13 protein-coding genes are annotated in these 13753 nt (G+C 62.0%); 4 read left to right on the forward strand and 9 right to left on the reverse strand.

Going from position 1 to position 13753, the window contains the following annotated elements:
- Positions 1–22: 22 nt before the first annotated feature.
- Together adh and QYH69_RS18600 are read left to right on the forward strand one after the other, a co-directional pair.
- Positions 23–1543: an aldehyde dehydrogenase gene (gene adh / locus QYH69_RS18595; protein WP_308833293.1), complete on the forward strand. Its 1521-nt coding sequence runs from the start codon at positions 23–25 to the stop codon at positions 1541–1543.
- Between the two features lie 127 nt (positions 1544–1670).
- Positions 1671–2054 carry a DUF779 domain-containing protein gene (locus QYH69_RS18600; RefSeq protein WP_308833294.1) on the forward strand — a complete coding sequence of 128 codons (384 nt, stop codon included), beginning with the start codon at positions 1671–1673 and terminating at the stop codon, positions 2052–2054.
- A 14-nt stretch (positions 2055–2068) separates the two neighbouring features.
- Here the strand turns inward: QYH69_RS18600 and eutC are convergent, their stop codons facing one another.
- From eutC to QYH69_RS18630, 6 genes are all read right to left on the reverse strand, one after another.
- Entirely contained in the window at positions 2069–2902 is an 834-nt protein-coding gene (eutC, locus tag QYH69_RS18605; protein ID WP_308833295.1) for an ethanolamine ammonia-lyase subunit EutC, read from the reverse strand.
- A complete protein-coding gene (locus QYH69_RS18610; RefSeq protein WP_308833296.1) occupies positions 2899–4299 on the reverse strand; it encodes an ethanolamine ammonia-lyase subunit EutB in 1401 nt (466 codons plus the stop codon). Before QYH69_RS18610 ends, eutC begins: the two co-directional genes overlap by 4 nt.
- A gap of 151 nt (positions 4300–4450) precedes the next feature.
- Complete coding sequence (gene eat, locus QYH69_RS18615) at positions 4451–5854, reverse strand: ethanolamine permease (RefSeq protein ID WP_308833333.1); 1404 nt, start codon at positions 5852–5854, stop codon at positions 4451–4453.
- A 118-nt stretch (positions 5855–5972) separates the two neighbouring features.
- A complete protein-coding gene (locus tag QYH69_RS18620; protein WP_308833297.1) occupies positions 5973–6704 on the reverse strand; it encodes an ABC transporter substrate-binding protein in 732 nt (243 codons plus the stop codon).
- 108 nt (positions 6705–6812) lie between these two features.
- Positions 6813–7127 (reverse strand): DUF1634 domain-containing protein, encoded by a 315-nt coding sequence (locus QYH69_RS18625; protein WP_308833298.1) that lies wholly within the window; start codon positions 7125–7127, stop codon positions 6813–6815.
- A gap of 23 nt (positions 7128–7150) precedes the next feature.
- Positions 7151–8017: a sulfite exporter TauE/SafE family protein gene (locus tag QYH69_RS18630; protein ID WP_308833299.1), complete on the reverse strand. Its 867-nt coding sequence runs from the start codon at positions 8015–8017 to the stop codon at positions 7151–7153.
- A gap of 179 nt (positions 8018–8196) precedes the next feature.
- On the opposite strand from QYH69_RS18630, the gene QYH69_RS18635 reads away from it, so the two are divergent.
- Positions 8197–8400, forward strand: a complete 204-nt coding sequence (locus QYH69_RS18635; protein ID WP_308833300.1) for a hypothetical protein — start codon at positions 8197–8199, stop codon at positions 8398–8400.
- Between the two features lie 114 nt (positions 8401–8514).
- Here QYH69_RS18635 and QYH69_RS18640 read toward each other — a convergent pair whose 3' ends face one another.
- Together QYH69_RS18640 and QYH69_RS18645 are read right to left on the reverse strand one after the other, a co-directional pair.
- Positions 8515–9864, reverse strand: coding sequence for an MFS transporter (locus QYH69_RS18640; RefSeq protein WP_308833301.1), 1350 nt, complete (start codon positions 9862–9864; stop codon positions 8515–8517).
- A 173-nt stretch (positions 9865–10037) separates the two neighbouring features.
- Positions 10038–11465 carry an SLC13 family permease gene (locus QYH69_RS18645; RefSeq protein ID WP_308833302.1) on the reverse strand — a complete coding sequence of 476 codons (1428 nt, stop codon included), beginning with the start codon at positions 11463–11465 and terminating at the stop codon, positions 10038–10040.
- An 89-nt stretch (positions 11466–11554) separates the two neighbouring features.
- Between QYH69_RS18645 and QYH69_RS18650 the strand changes: the two genes are divergently transcribed.
- On the forward strand, positions 11555–12349 hold the full coding sequence (locus QYH69_RS18650) for a helix-turn-helix transcriptional regulator (protein ID WP_308833303.1): 795 nt from the start codon (positions 11555–11557) through the stop codon (positions 12347–12349).
- Between the two features lie 58 nt (positions 12350–12407).
- Here QYH69_RS18650 and QYH69_RS18655 read toward each other — a convergent pair whose 3' ends face one another.
- Positions 12408–13448: an alpha/beta hydrolase gene (locus QYH69_RS18655; protein WP_308833304.1), complete on the reverse strand. Its 1041-nt coding sequence runs from the start codon at positions 13446–13448 to the stop codon at positions 12408–12410.
- Positions 13449–13753: the final 305 nt, after the last annotated feature.

The raw sequence follows: 13753 nt of genomic DNA on the forward strand, positions 1-13753 counted from the left end.
GACACATGTGAGGAGCATTCAGATGAATCACGCGGAAATGCAGTTTCTAAGCACCGACTACCCGTACAAAAAGCAGTACGCGAATTTTATCGGCGGAGAATGGGTGAAGCCGGCCGGCGGCGAGTATTTCGACAATATCTCGCCGATCACGGGCGAAGCGTTCACGTCGATTCCGCGCTCGCGGGAAGCGGACATCGAACTCGCGCTCGACGCCGCGCATCGCGCGAAAGCGAGCTGGGGCAAGACCTCGGCCACCGAGCGCGCGAATATCCTCAGCAAGATCGCCGACCGTATGGAAGCGAATCTCGCGCGTATCGCGGTCGCGGAGACGATCGACAACGGCAAGCCGCTGCGCGAGTCGACGGCTGCCGATATCCCGCTCGCGATCGACCACTTCCGCTATTTTGCGAGCTGCATCCGCGCGCAGGAAGGCTCGATCTCGCAGATCGATGAAGACACCGTCGCGTATCACTTTCATGAGCCGCTGGGCGTGGTCGGTCAGATCATTCCGTGGAATTTCCCGATCCTGATGGCCGTGTGGAAGCTCGCCCCCGCGCTCGCCGCCGGCAATTGCGTCGTACTGAAGCCCGCGGAGCAAACGCCCGCTTCCATCCTCGTGCTGATGGAACTGATTCAGGATCTGCTGCCGCCCGGCGTGGTGAACGTGGTGAACGGCTTCGGCCTCGAAGCGGGCAAGCCGCTCGCTTCGAACCAGCGCATCGCGAAGATCGCGTTCACCGGCGAGACGACCACGGGCCGCCTCATCATGCAGTATGCAAGCCAGAACCTCATTCCCGTCACGCTCGAGCTCGGCGGCAAGAGCCCGAACATCTTCTTTGCCGACGTAATGGACCGTGACGACAGCTTCTTCGATAAAGCGCTCGAGGGCTTTGCGATGTTTGCGCTGAATCAGGGCGAGGTATGCACGTGTCCGTCGCGCGTGCTGATCGAAGAGAAGATCTACGACCGGTTCATCGAGCGCGCAGTCAAGCGCGTCGCAGCCATTTCGCAAGGACACCCGCTCGATACGCAGACGATGATCGGTGCGCAGGCGTCGCAGGAACAGCTCGAAAAGATCCTCTCGTACATCGATCTCGGCAAGCAGGAAGGTGCGCAATGCCTGATCGGCGGCGAGCGCAATTCGCTTAGCGGCGAACTCAGCAAAGGCTACTACGTGAAACCGACCGTGTTTCGCGGCAACAATAAAATGCGCATCTTCCAGGAAGAGATTTTCGGGCCGGTCGTTGCCGTGACGACGTTCAGGAACGAAGACGAAGCGCTCGATATCGCAAACGACACGCTGTATGGGCTCGGCGCCGGCGTATGGACGCGCGACGGCACGCGTGCGTATCGCTTCGGCCGGCAGATTCAGGCCGGGCGCGTCTGGACGAACTGCTATCACGCGTATCCGGCGCATGCCGCGTTCGGTGGTTACAAGCAATCGGGTATCGGCCGCGAAACGCACAAGATGATGCTCGACCACTATCAGCAGACGAAGAACCTGCTCGTCAGTTATAGCGACAAGCCGCTCGGCTTCTTTTAAGCGCCAATCGGCTCGCTCGACGAGTGTTTTGTCGTCCCGCTTGATGGGTTCGTGTTTGTCCGTCTGCTTGCTTGTCCATAGGCAGGTCGCCGCGGTGGCGGCCTGCTTCCTTTTGCCGGGGAACCGAATGTCTGTTGAACGTGTAGTCGCGACGGATGCCGCCGTTTCGCTGATTAATAAACTGGCCGCCGAACACGGCTCGATTCTGTTTCATCAATCGGGTGGATGCTGCGACGGCAGTGCGCCGATGTGTTTTCCGGCCGGAGAATTCATGGTAGGTGCGTCCGACGTGCGGCTCGGCGCGATCGCGGGCGTGCCGTTCTATATGAGCGGATCTCAGTTCGAGTACTGGCAGCATACGCAGCTGATTATCGACGTGGTGCCCGGCAACGGCGGAATGTTTTCGCTTGAACGCCCGACTGGCCTCAGATTCCTGACGCGTTCGCGGCTCTACGACGATGCGGAAAACGAATGGCTCGCGGCGCATCCGGTACAACGCGCCGACGCTTGAGCAAGGCGTCTCTTTTATCGCATGTCGGATGGGTTGTCACCGCTCGCGCTAACGCTACCGCCGGCAAGCGAGGCATTGCCGGCCGCCGCAGTGGCTTCGAGCAACGCGTCGCTTTCGTCTTTTAGTCCGACACCGGTTAATCCCAGACGACGCGCATGCGTGAGCAGATAGTGGAGCTTGTGCGCAGCCGCGTCGAAATTCAGCCCTTCGGGGCGCACGTTGGAAATGCAGTTGCGCTGCGCGTCGCTGCAGCCGACCTTCGGCGCGTAGGTCAGATAAATGCCCAGACTGTCCGGCGAGCTAAGGCCGGGACGCTCGCCGATCAACATCACGACGATGCGCGCGCGCAGCATTTCGCCGATTTCATCGCCCAAAGCAACGCGCGCCTGACGGGCCACCACGACCGGGCCCATCTCCCAGTCCTGCTGCAGCCTCGCCTGAATCGCATGCAGCATCGGAACGGATTGCTTCGCCGCCGCAACTGCGGAAAGTCCATCGGCGACCACGAACACGACATCGGGCTGCGATGCGGACGCAGCCTTCGCCAACAGATCGCGACTCTCGTCGGACAGCCTGCGCCCGAGATCGGGCCGTCGCAAATAGTGTTCACGATCCGGCGCCGCACTGTGAACGTCGAGCGTCGCAGCGAAGCCATGCTCGCGCAATTGCCGATGCAGCGCGGCGGCGTCGAGCGGATGATGAACCGCATCGCGTGCTTGCGCATGCGACAGGTTGAACGCGAGCAGCGGCGCCGTCGGCACGCTGTTGCCGGCGCGGCCCAATGCGATGCGTGCATTGGTGAAGGCGCGCAATGCGTCCCACGGATTTTTCTCGACCGAATCGCTCATGGCGCAGCCCCTACCCATTCGCGCGCGCCTTCGAGCAGCGGCTGCCGCGCAGCGGCGCTGTTTAGCAGCGCGCCGCGCGCGTCCGTGATCTGCATCGACTCGAGCCATGCTTCGAACTCCGGCGCGCGCCGCAAGCCGAGCACTTCGCGCAGATACAGCGAATCGTGAAACGACGTGCTCTGATAGTTGAGCATCACATCGTCCGCACCTGGAATACCCATGATGAAGTTGACGCCGGCGGCGCCGAGCAGCGTCAGCAGGTTGTCCATGTCGTCCTGATCGGCTTCGGCGTGGTTCGTGTAACAGATATCGCAGCCCATCGGCACGCCGAGCAGCTTGCCGCAGAAGTGGTCTTCAAGACCTGCGCGCGTGATCTGCTTGCCGTCGTACAGATACTCGGGTCCGATAAAGCCGACCACCGTGTTCGTCAGAAGCGGCTTGAACTTGCGCGCAACCGCATACGCGCGCACTTCGCAGGTCTGCTGGTCGATGCCGTGATGCGCGTTCGCGGAAAGCGCACTGCCCTGTCCCGTTTCGAAATACATCACGTTGTCGCCGACCGTGCCGCGCCTGAGCGAAAGCGCGGCTTCGTACGCTTCCTGCAGCAGCGCAAGCGAAATGCCGAAGCTCGCGTTGGCTTTTTCAGTGCCCGCGATCGACTGGAAAACAAGGTCGACCGGCGCACCCCTTTCGATCGCCGCAACCGTGTTCGTCACGTGAGTCAGCACGCACGATTGCGTCGGCACCTGATAACGCTGACGGAAGTCGTCGATCATCTGCAGTAGCTTCGTGATCGCGGCGAGACTGTCCGACGCCGGGTTGATGCCGATCACCGCATCGCCGCAGCCGTACATCAGGCCGTCGAGCATCGAAGCGGCGATGCCTTTGACGTCGTCGGTCGGATGGTTCGGCTGAAGACGCACGGACAGATGACCGGGTAGGCCGATCGTGCTGCGAAAACGCGTGACGACCGGCCGTTTGCGCGCCGCGACGATCAGATCCTGGTTGCGCATCAGCTTCGACACCGCAGCGACCATTTCGGGAGTGAGGCCCGCAGTGACGCGTTCGAGCGCATTCGAATCCGTGCTCGTCGCGAGCAGCCAGTTGCGAAAGTCGCCGACAGTCAGATGCGAGATCTCGGCGAAGGCATGGGGCGAATGCGTATCGACGATCAGGCGCGTAACTTCGTCGCTTTCGTAGGGGATCAGCGCTTCGTTGAGAAACGTGCGCAGCGGCACGTCGGCAAGCGCCATTCTCGCGGCGACGCGTTCCTCTTCGCTCGCCGCCGCCACGCCGGCGAGCTGGTCGCCGGAGCGCAGCGGGCTCGCTTTCGCGAGCAAGATCTTCAGGTCGGCGAAGCGGTAGGTGCGCGCGCCGATCGTCTCCGTATAGCTCATCGTTGCATTCCCTCTCTGGCATCGGCCGCCGCCGCGCGATCTGCCGCGTCCATGACGGCGATATCCCCACGATAGCGCCAAATGCCGGGGGCGTCACGCGGTTCGCCGGCAAGCCAGTGCGGGCGGGCAGCGCGCCGCAGATGCAGCCCGATCACTCCTCGAGCAACGCATCGACAGGGGCCGCTTCCCGCTGATGCCGTGTCATGAGGAAATACCCGTACCCCAGCAGCAGAAAAGCGACGAACACGACCGCGACGAGCAGATTGAAATACACCATCGTCGCGAGCGAAATGACCGCGGCAAGCAGCGCGAATGCCGGGAAATACGGAAACAGCGGGGCGCGAAACGGCCGCTCCATGTCCGGTTCGACGCGCCGCAGCTTGAAGAGCGCCAGCATGCTGACGATGTACATCACGATTGCGCCGAACACCGACATCGTCACGATGTTCGCCGTTAGCGTCTGGCCGCCGAACTGAATCAGCTCGTCGCTATAGATCGCCGCGATGCCGACCACGCCGCCCGCGAGAATCGCGCGGTGCGGCGTCTTGAAACGCGGGTGCACTTTCGCAAGCCATTCGGGCAGATATCCGGCTCGCGCAAGCGCAAAGATTTGCCGCGAGTAGCCGAGGATGATTCCATGAAACGACGCGACCAGTCCGAACAGGCCGAGCCATACGAGCATATGCAGCCAGCCGCTGTTCGCGCCGACGATGTATTTCATCGCTTGCGGCAGCGGATCGTTGATATTCGCAAGTTTGGTCCAGTCGCCGGCCGCGCCTGCAAAAACCATCACACCGACAGCGAGCGCGACGAGCGTCAGAATGCCGGTCACGTACGCGATCGGAATCGAACGCTTCGGGTTTTTCGCTTCTTCGGCCGCCATCGCGACGCCTTCGATTGCGAGGAAGAACCAGATCGCAAACGGAATCGCGGCGAACATGCCATGGAACGCGCCAGGCGAAAAGTGATCGGCGCCTGCCCAGCCGCCCTTCGCGAAGTTCGCCCATTGAAATCCCGGCGACACGACGCCCATGAACACGAGCAACTCGAAGATCGCAAGCAGCGTCACGCATAGCTCGAACGTCGCCGCGACCTGCACGCCGGCGATGTTCAGCGCCATAAACACGAGATACGCGCCCATTGCCGCATGCTTCGGCTCGAGCCCAGGAAATTGAACGTGCAGATACGCGCCGATCGCAAGCGCAATGGCCGGCGGTGCAAAGACGAATTCGACGAGCGTGGCCGCGCCCGCCAGAAAGCCGCCCGTCGGTCCGAACGCATGCCGCGCATAGGCGAACGGGCCGCCGGCATGCGGAATCGATGTGGTGAGTTCGGTAAAGCTGAAGATGAACGTCGTGTACATCGCCGCGATAAAGATCGCGGTAATCACGAAACCGAGCGTGCCGGCGCTCGCCCAGCCATAGCTCCAGCCGAAGTATTCACCCGAGATCACGAGGCCGACCGCAATGCCCCATAGCTGCCAGGTCCCTAAAGTCTGCTTCAGTTCGTGATGCGTAACGGCGCCGGCATGCTGCGATTTCGACTCGGATTTCATCATGGGCTCCCTGAGATGGGCGTCCGTCGCGGTTCGGACGGCGAACCGCAGACGCGCACGCATCAGCCGATGCTAGGCAGTCACAAATCCGGGTGTTATCGAAAATCGGCAAATCTGCTCAGGCAGCCGGTGCCACCGATGCGCCGTTAATACCGTGACGCGCGAGTGCCTGTGCCACGAAGCCGCTGCGCTTCTGGTCCTCGACATAGGCGCGAAGGAAAGCGGCGGCGGCGTCGCCGCGACTCTTCGGCACGCCCATCGCCTGCTGAATCACCATGAAGCGCTCGTTGAGCAGCCGCAGGCCCGACGTGCGCGCGGCGTCGGCTTCGAGTTGCTGCTTCACGCCAGCGGCCACTTCGAGTTCCTGATCGAGGAAGGTTTGCACGACGGCCGGCGAACTCGGCGCGCGTACGATCGTCGCCTGCTTCAGTTCGCGTGTGAGGAACAGGTCATACGCGCTGCCGAGGCCTACCGCGACGCGATTCGTCGGTACATCGACTTCGTCGTTGCGACGAATCGGCGAAGCGTCGCGCACGAGGTAATAGCCTTCGATCAGCACATAAGGCGCCGTGAATGCGATGCTCGCGCCGCGCAGCGGATCGATCGCGAAGAAGCCGACGTCGGCGCGTTCGTCGGACACGGCCTCGACGGACTTGCCAGCCGTATCGAACACGACGAGTTCGATCTCCACGCCAAGCCGCTCGGCAAGTGCGCGAGCAAGATCGACGGACACGCCGCCTGGCTCACCCGTCTGCGGGTGGCGGTTCGCAAGAATCGGATTGCCCAGGTTGATCGACGCGCGCAGTTTTCCTTTGGGCGCGAAAGCAGAACGTACGGTATCTGGATTCATGGGTCGAATGCGGATCGTAAGGGAAGGTGAGCGCACGATGACGTGCAACGGCAACGACTTCGAGTACTACGCATACGCGATGTTACGTTACGCGGCCGCCTTCTGCGACTATCCGCCGACGGGCCCGAGGCGGATACCGAGCACGCAGCCCGCCGCGATAATCGCAAGAACGGTTGCCGCGATCGCCACATATCGACGGTTACGCTGCCGTGCGAACGCCACGAGCATCAGCGTGACGCGCGAAACCGGCAGCAGCACGAACAGGCCGACGCCCGCCGTGATGACGTTGGCGCCCCGCGGCGCATATTGCGCCTGCAACATCCCGGCGCTGGTCGCCGCATTCAGCACGAGTCCGGCGCCGATCACCGCGCACGCGATCCACGTACCGTACTGAAGCAGCATCGCGAGCCAACGATCCAGCACGGGAAGGGCCCATCGCGGCGCGTTCATCGTTCGACCCGGGCCGTGAGATCGATGCCGAATCCCTGCAGCAGCATCGCGCATGCAACAAGCACGAGTACGGTCAGAAACAGCAGCCGCAGTTTTTCGTTCGATACTTTCATCAGCACGCGTGCGCCGATCACGGCACCGATGACGGAGCCCAGCGCAACCGGCCCCGCGATCGCGCTGACGATTTCCCCGCGCAGAAAGTACGCACCCGCACTCGCGGCCGCAGTTACGCCGATCATGAAGTTCGACGTGGCGGTGGACACCTTGATCGGCAGCCGCAGCGCGTGGTCCATCGCAGGAATCTTCAGGATGCCGCTGCCGATGCCCAGCAGCGCGGACACGAGGCCCGCGACGTACATCAGCGAAAGCCCGGCTGGCACGCGCCGCACTTCGTAGGCGACGTCGCGATTCAGACGCGGATCGCGATAGCTCGAATGCAGATCGAGCGCGGCAGCGAGACTGCCGCGCGACACCGGCGTTGCGCCCGCCACCGGATCCGTGCGGCGCAGATACATCTGCCATGCGGACACCAGCAGAACAATCGCGAACAGGAAATCGAGCGCGACTACCGGAATCAGGCCCGCTACCAGCACGCCGGTCAAAGCGCCGAGCGTCGTGCCGGTTTCGAGCACCAGCGCAAGACGCACATTGGTCAGGCCGTGCCGCAGGAAGTCGGCAGCGCCGCCGCATGAACACGCGATAACCGACACGATGCTCGCGCCGACCGCCACGTGCAGGTCGAAGTGGAACAACACGACGAGCATCGGCACGATAAAGAGCCCGCTTGCCATGCCGAGCATGCCGCCGAGCGCGCTTGAGCCGAGGCCCGCGAAAAACAGCCAGAGTGTAGTGGTGAGACTCATCGTGCGCTGCAATGGGTTGACGGTAGGTGAACGACGATGGAGGCGCTGCGCGAGCCAGCGCAGCAGAAGCAGCTGACCTACGGCAGCAACGCTATTATAACATGTTATAACATGTGTATGACAGCTGCATCGGGAGCGCACCGTTGCCGCGGGAAAGCGCATTGATGGATTGCTTGGGCGTGAGCCGCATCACGGTGCGCCGGGGCGCTCGCGCAATGCAGACGGATGGGCTCGTGTTGAAGGTTCCGGACGCAGCGATGCGCGAGATGCTCGACATGCTCGACATGCATGACGGCAGGCCCCTGCTCAAGATCGAGCGCCTCACGTATTACGCGCCCAATGAGCCGGTCGACTTTGAATACCGGTTCGTGCGCACCGACTAACTGCATTGCACGTTGCGGCTCGAGCGCAAGCGCAAGGACTGATTTGCGGCTATGTCGGACAGCGATGCGACAGCGCCGTCACGGCGCTATCGCATGCGATCATGTCGTCACATGTCAGGGCCGCACGACGCTGCCTTCCTCGTGCGCATCGAGCTCGCCGTTCGTCGCGGCTTCGAGCGCCCGATCGTGATGGAGCAGCAGCGCCGCGGCCATCCCGACGAGCCCCGCGCCCGCAAGGCAAATCAGGCCCGCGCCGAAACCGCCGGTGCTGTCCTTGATCCAGCCCATCGCATACGGGCCGAAGAAGCCGGCGAGGTTGCCCAGCGAATTGATCGCAGCGATACCCCCAGCCGCGGCTGCGCCCGACAGGAACGCCGCAGGCAAGGTCCAGATGACGGGCAGACAACCGAAAATGCCAAACCCCGCAATCGACAACGCGATCATTTTCAGCACCGGATTGTCGAGCCCCGCGGATGCGGCGATGCCGGCGGCCGCAACAAGCAGCGCGATGCCGACGTGACGTTTGCGCTCGAGCTTGCGGTCCGAATGACGTCCCCACACGATCATGCTGATCACGCCGACGACGTACGGCAGCGACGTGACAAAACCCGTTTGCACATTGCTAAGGCCAAACGACTTGACGATCTGCGGCAGAAAAAAACTCAAGCCATAGTTCGTTGCATTCGCACCGAAATAGATCAGCGCGATGGCCAGCACACGCGGATTGAACAGCGCCTGCGTCACGCTGAACGCACGCGCAGCCTCACGATGCTTGCGCTCCTCGGCCTGGCGCGTGACGAGCCAATCGCGCTCGTCGGCGGCAAGCCAATGCGCGTCCGATGGTTTGTCGGTCAGATAGAAATACACGACGAACGCGAGCAGCAGCGCGGGCAAAGCTTCGAGCAGATACAGCCATTGCCAGCCCGCGAGACCCGCGTGCCCATCGAGCGACAGCAGCGCGCCCGAAATCGGCGCACCGATCACGGTGGAAAGCGGAATCGCCGCCATGAAGTAGCCGACCACCCGACCTCGATAGACAGCGGGAAACCATAGCGTCAGCAGGAAAATAATGCCGGGGAAGAAGCCCGCTTCGGCAATACCTAGCAGCACGCGCAGTCCGTAGAACACGCTGGTGTTGGACATGCCCGTATATTGGGAAATGTGCGGGATAAAGGCCATGGCCGCCGCCACGATGCCCCACGTGAACATGATGCGTGCAATCCATCGCCGCGCGCCGAAACGCTCGAGCAGAAGATTCGATGGGACTTCGAAGAAAAAATAGGCGATGAAGAAAACGCCAGCGCCAAAGCCGAATTGTGACGCCGAAAAACCGAGATCCTTGTTCATCTGCAATGCTGCAAACCCAACGTTTACGCGATCCAGATACGCAACGAAATAGCATACGATCAGGAACGGCACGAGCCGGGACATCACGCGCTTCATGGTGCGAGCTTCAAGATCCATCGGTGTCTCCTCCGAATTGGGATCGAGTGGGGATGCCTTTAGCAGGAGACTACTCTTTGAATGCTTGCGATAGAAGTGCGATCGACGGTTTCATGCGGGAAAACATGAGGTGCTATCTGTAGCGCATGAAACTTGCTCATGCGCATCGAAGAGACGCTTTCAATCTGAAAGCATTACGGCAGCGCGCCGAGCACGCGCCACCACAAAAGATCCAGCGGCAGCAACACAGCGATCGTGATAGCCGCAAGTACAAGACATAGGCGCGCGCCATCCTTTAGCGACACGCCGCCCATATGCATCGCGATCATCATCGGCGGCGACTGGTATGGCAAGAACACCGTCGAGAATGCCGGCACCTGCAACATCAGGACGGTGTACAGCGAAAGTCCGCTTGCATGGGCGAACTGGCCCGCTAATGGGGTGAGCACCGCGGGTAGTGCGGGCAAGGTCGTGAGCATCGAGATCGCGGAGCCGATCGCGACGATCAGCGCGACGTTTTCGATCGGGTGTCCGGGCTCCATATGCGTCGCGTCGAGCAGCAGATGCGCGGCCCACTGCCCTAACCCGCTTTGCGTAATCAACGCGCCAAGACCAAGAAATCCCGCGACGTAGACCAGCGGCGCGATATGCATACCCTGATTGAACTGTTGCGTCGACATGACGCGGGTTTGCGGCAGCAGACATGCGACCCCCGCCGCAAGGCTGACCCATGCCGGTGAAATGCCGTGCCAGAAATCGGTCGCGTAAAACAGCAGCGACAGCGCGAGCACCGCGCTCAGCATCTTTTCCGAAGATGAAAACGGCTTCGCCGACCGTTCGGCGAGCGCGGTCTTATCGATCGTGTCGGGATACAGCCAGCAGATCAACACGATAATCAACACGGTTTTGACCGCGCCGAGCAGCGGGAAATGAAGCAGCAGATACGGCGCGTATTGAAGCTTCACGCCATAGAGCTGTTCGGCCGCGCCGAGCAACACCGAGTTCGGAACATTGGCGGGAAGCACGGCAGTGGACGGCATGTAACTCCCCGCCGCGACGCCCATCACGATGCCGGCACGGCCTCGGCGGCCGTAACCCAAGCCGAGGCGATCGGCCAGCACGAGCGCGATCGGCGTGAGGATCAGAATGCGGCCGGTCGTCGACGGCATCACGAACGCAAGGCCCACTGAGGCCAGAACGACGACTGCAACGTAGTGCCGATACGTGTCCGCGCGCATCGACAACAGCTTGTCGCTCAGGCGCTGCGCGAGCCCTGTCGTGCGCACCGCGACACCCGTGATGCTGCCGCCGAACACGAGCCACCATGCCGGCGACGTAAAGCCGCTAAACAGCGTTTCCGGCGGCGCGACGGCAAATAGCACGCCGAACAGAAAGAACAACAGCGTTGTGACCGGCTCCTTGAAGAGACCGAGCGCCCAGCTCGTCACGGTAAAGACCACCAGCACCGCTGCGCGGAAAGTGGCGGGCGTAAAGCCGTGAATGGGCGACACGTACCGCGTCGCTCCCAGCGCCGCAATCAGCACAAGCAGCACGACGGCTGTGCCGATGCGTTCGCCGTTCCATCGCCTGTTTTCGACGACGGCCCTTTGCGCGTCGCGCATGGAGGTCTCCCGCTTTATATTCGATCTGCCCATCGTAGACCGATTTAGAATGGCATCAAATCGTTTCCAGGCCAAAAACTTACGTTTTCATGCCACGCCAGCGAACTGCGTACGATCCCTATCCGAAGCACAAGCCAACGCCCGCCGAGCCGGTGGTCGTCCATCTGCGCGTTCCGCCCGCGGATGGCGTGATCGAGTGGCACACGCACGCGTGGGGGCAGCTCGTGTGTCCTCACAAAGGCAGCGTGCGCGTCAGTGTGCCCGGCATGATGTGGATCGTGCCGCGCTCCCGCGCCGTCTGGATTCCGCCTGGGATCGAACATCAAGTAGTGATGCTCGGCGATGTGGATTTCCATGTGATGTACGTCGAACCTCGCGCGCTATCGCTGCCGCTCGATGCGTGCGCGGTGATCGAAGTCAGTCCGTTGATGCGCGAGCTCGCCAATGCGCTTGCAGACGATGCCGTCCGTCAGCAGAGGCGGCGCCACGCCGCGATGAGATTGCTTGTCGAAGAAATACGCGAGGCGCCTACGTTGCCGCTCGGTTTGTCATTGCCGACGGAGCGGCGGCTTAGAGCCCTATGCGTCGCGATGATGGAGGAGCCCGGTGCCGACCGGACACTCGCCGAATGGGCGCCGCTCGTCGGCGCTAGCGCGCGCACGCTTGCGCGGCTGTTTCATACAGAGCTCGATACGAGCTTCGGGACATGGCGTCGGCAACTGCGGCTTGCCCGTGCGCTTGATCTGATCGGCCGTGGCGTGCCGTTGGCCGATGTGGCGATCGAAGTCGGCTACGCCAACCCGCCCGCGTTCACGACGATGTTCAGGAATGCGCTCGGTTTTCCGCCGTCGCAACTCGCCAGCGCGGGGGCGGAACACACGTGATTTCACGCATCCCGCGCCGCCGCATCGCGCCTGGCTAGTCTGGCCATTCACATCGGCATCAAATGTGCTGCACCTGCAAAATCGCATCGGCAAACGCCTTCGGCGCCTCCTGCGGCAGGTTGTGCCCGATGCCGCCGCTAATCGTGCGGTGCTGATACTTGCCCGTGAACCTCTTTGCGTACGCGGACGGCTCCGGATGCGGCGCACCATTCGCGTCGCCTTCCATCGTGATAGTCGGCACGGAGATGGTCGGGAACGCCGCGAGGCGCTTTTCGAGGTCGTCGTATTTCGCCTCGCCCTGCGCGAGACCCAGACGCCAACGGTAGTTGTGAATCACGATCGCGACGTGGTCCGGATTGTCGAAAGCCTTCGCCGAGCGGTCGTACGTCGCATCGCTGAAGCGCCATTTCGGCGACGCGAGTTGCCAGATCAGCTTGTTGAAGTCGTGCGTATTCGCGGCGTAGCCCGCCTGGCCACGCTCGGTCGTGAAATAGAACTGATACCACCATGCGAGTTCGGCCTTTGGCGGAAGCGGTTTGCGGTTCGCTTCCTGGCTGCCGATCAGATAGCCGCTCACGGAAACGAGCGCCTTGCAGCGCTCCGGCCACAGCGCTGCAATGACGTCGCAGGTGCGGCCGCCCCAGTCGTAGCCGCCAAACACGGCTTGATCGATTTTGAGCGCGTCCATCAACGCAATGATGTCCACTGCGACGACCGCCTGCTGACCGTTGCGCGGCGTATCGGCAGCGAGGAAGCGCGTCGTGCCGTAGCCACGCAGATAAGGAATGATCACGCGATAACCGCGCGCCGTCAGAATCGGCGCCACGTCGACGAAGCTGTAAATGTCGTACGGCCAGCCGTGCAGCAGGAAAACGGCGGGGCCGTCCTTCGGCCCGGCGTCAACGTAGCCGATATTCAGCACACCTGCATCGATCTGCTGGATCGAATCGAACGATGCGTTGCTCACGGCAGCATGCTTCGGCTGCGCGGCATGAGCGAGGTCGCCGAGACCGAGCTCGAGCAGGCTCAAGCCCGCGAGTGTGGTGCCGAGTGTGGTGCCAAGCAGCCGGCGGCGGCGAACATTCACGGTATCGGACATGACCATTCCTCTTATAAGGGGTGTTCGGGAAGCGCCGCGTGCAGCGAGTGGTGCGTCCCGGATTTCGTTAAAGAATCGGCTGCTCGGCGGAACCGGTTCGATGATCGCCGAAGACCATTGAGCCGGAACCAGAAATGCTGTGTTTATAGCCAAATGGAACGCCGGGTTTATTTCCCAATGTATCGGCGCAATCTTCCGACACAAACGGAACCGAAACTGGCCGTCACCGCTAGAGACGGATCTTCCCAGCCTGAACGACGACTAGCAAGAGCAACAAAGTTCACATATCGTTGCTTTGCGAGCAA

Origin of the sequence: Paraburkholderia sp. SARCC-3016 (genome assembly GCF_031119615.1) — a bacterium.
Lineage (GTDB): Bacteria > Pseudomonadota > Gammaproteobacteria > Burkholderiales > Burkholderiaceae > Paraburkholderia.

Coding starts and splice junctions, on each gene's coding strand:
- QYH69_RS18645 (WP_308833302.1), bottom strand. CDS start 11,465: ATGCGCGACGCGCAAAGGGCCGTCGTCGAAAACAGGCGATGGAACGGC.
- QYH69_RS18655 (WP_308833304.1), bottom strand. CDS start 13,448: ATGTCCGATACCGTGAATGTTCGCCGCCGCCGGCTGCTTGGCACCACA.
- eutC (WP_308833295.1), bottom strand. CDS start 2,902: ATGAGCGATTCGGTCGAGAAAAATCCGTGGGACGCATTGCGCGCCTTC.
- QYH69_RS18640 (WP_308833301.1), bottom strand. CDS start 9,864: ATGGATCTTGAAGCTCGCACCATGAAGCGCGTGATGTCCCGGCTCGTG.
- QYH69_RS18610 (WP_308833296.1), bottom strand. CDS start 4,299: ATGAGCTATACGGAGACGATCGGCGCGCGCACCTACCGCTTCGCCGAC.
- adh (WP_308833293.1), top strand. CDS start 23: ATGAATCACGCGGAAATGCAGTTTCTAAGCACCGACTACCCGTACAAA.
- QYH69_RS18600 (WP_308833294.1), top strand. CDS start 1,671: ATGTCTGTTGAACGTGTAGTCGCGACGGATGCCGCCGTTTCGCTGATT.
- eat (WP_308833333.1), bottom strand. CDS start 5,854: ATGAAATCCGAGTCGAAATCGCAGCATGCCGGCGCCGTTACGCATCAC.
- QYH69_RS18630 (WP_308833299.1), bottom strand. CDS start 8,017: ATGAGTCTCACCACTACACTCTGGCTGTTTTTCGCGGGCCTCGGCTCA.
- QYH69_RS18650 (WP_308833303.1), top strand. CDS start 11,555: ATGCCACGCCAGCGAACTGCGTACGATCCCTATCCGAAGCACAAGCCA.
- QYH69_RS18620 (WP_308833297.1), bottom strand. CDS start 6,704: ATGAATCCAGATACCGTACGTTCTGCTTTCGCGCCCAAAGGAAAACTG.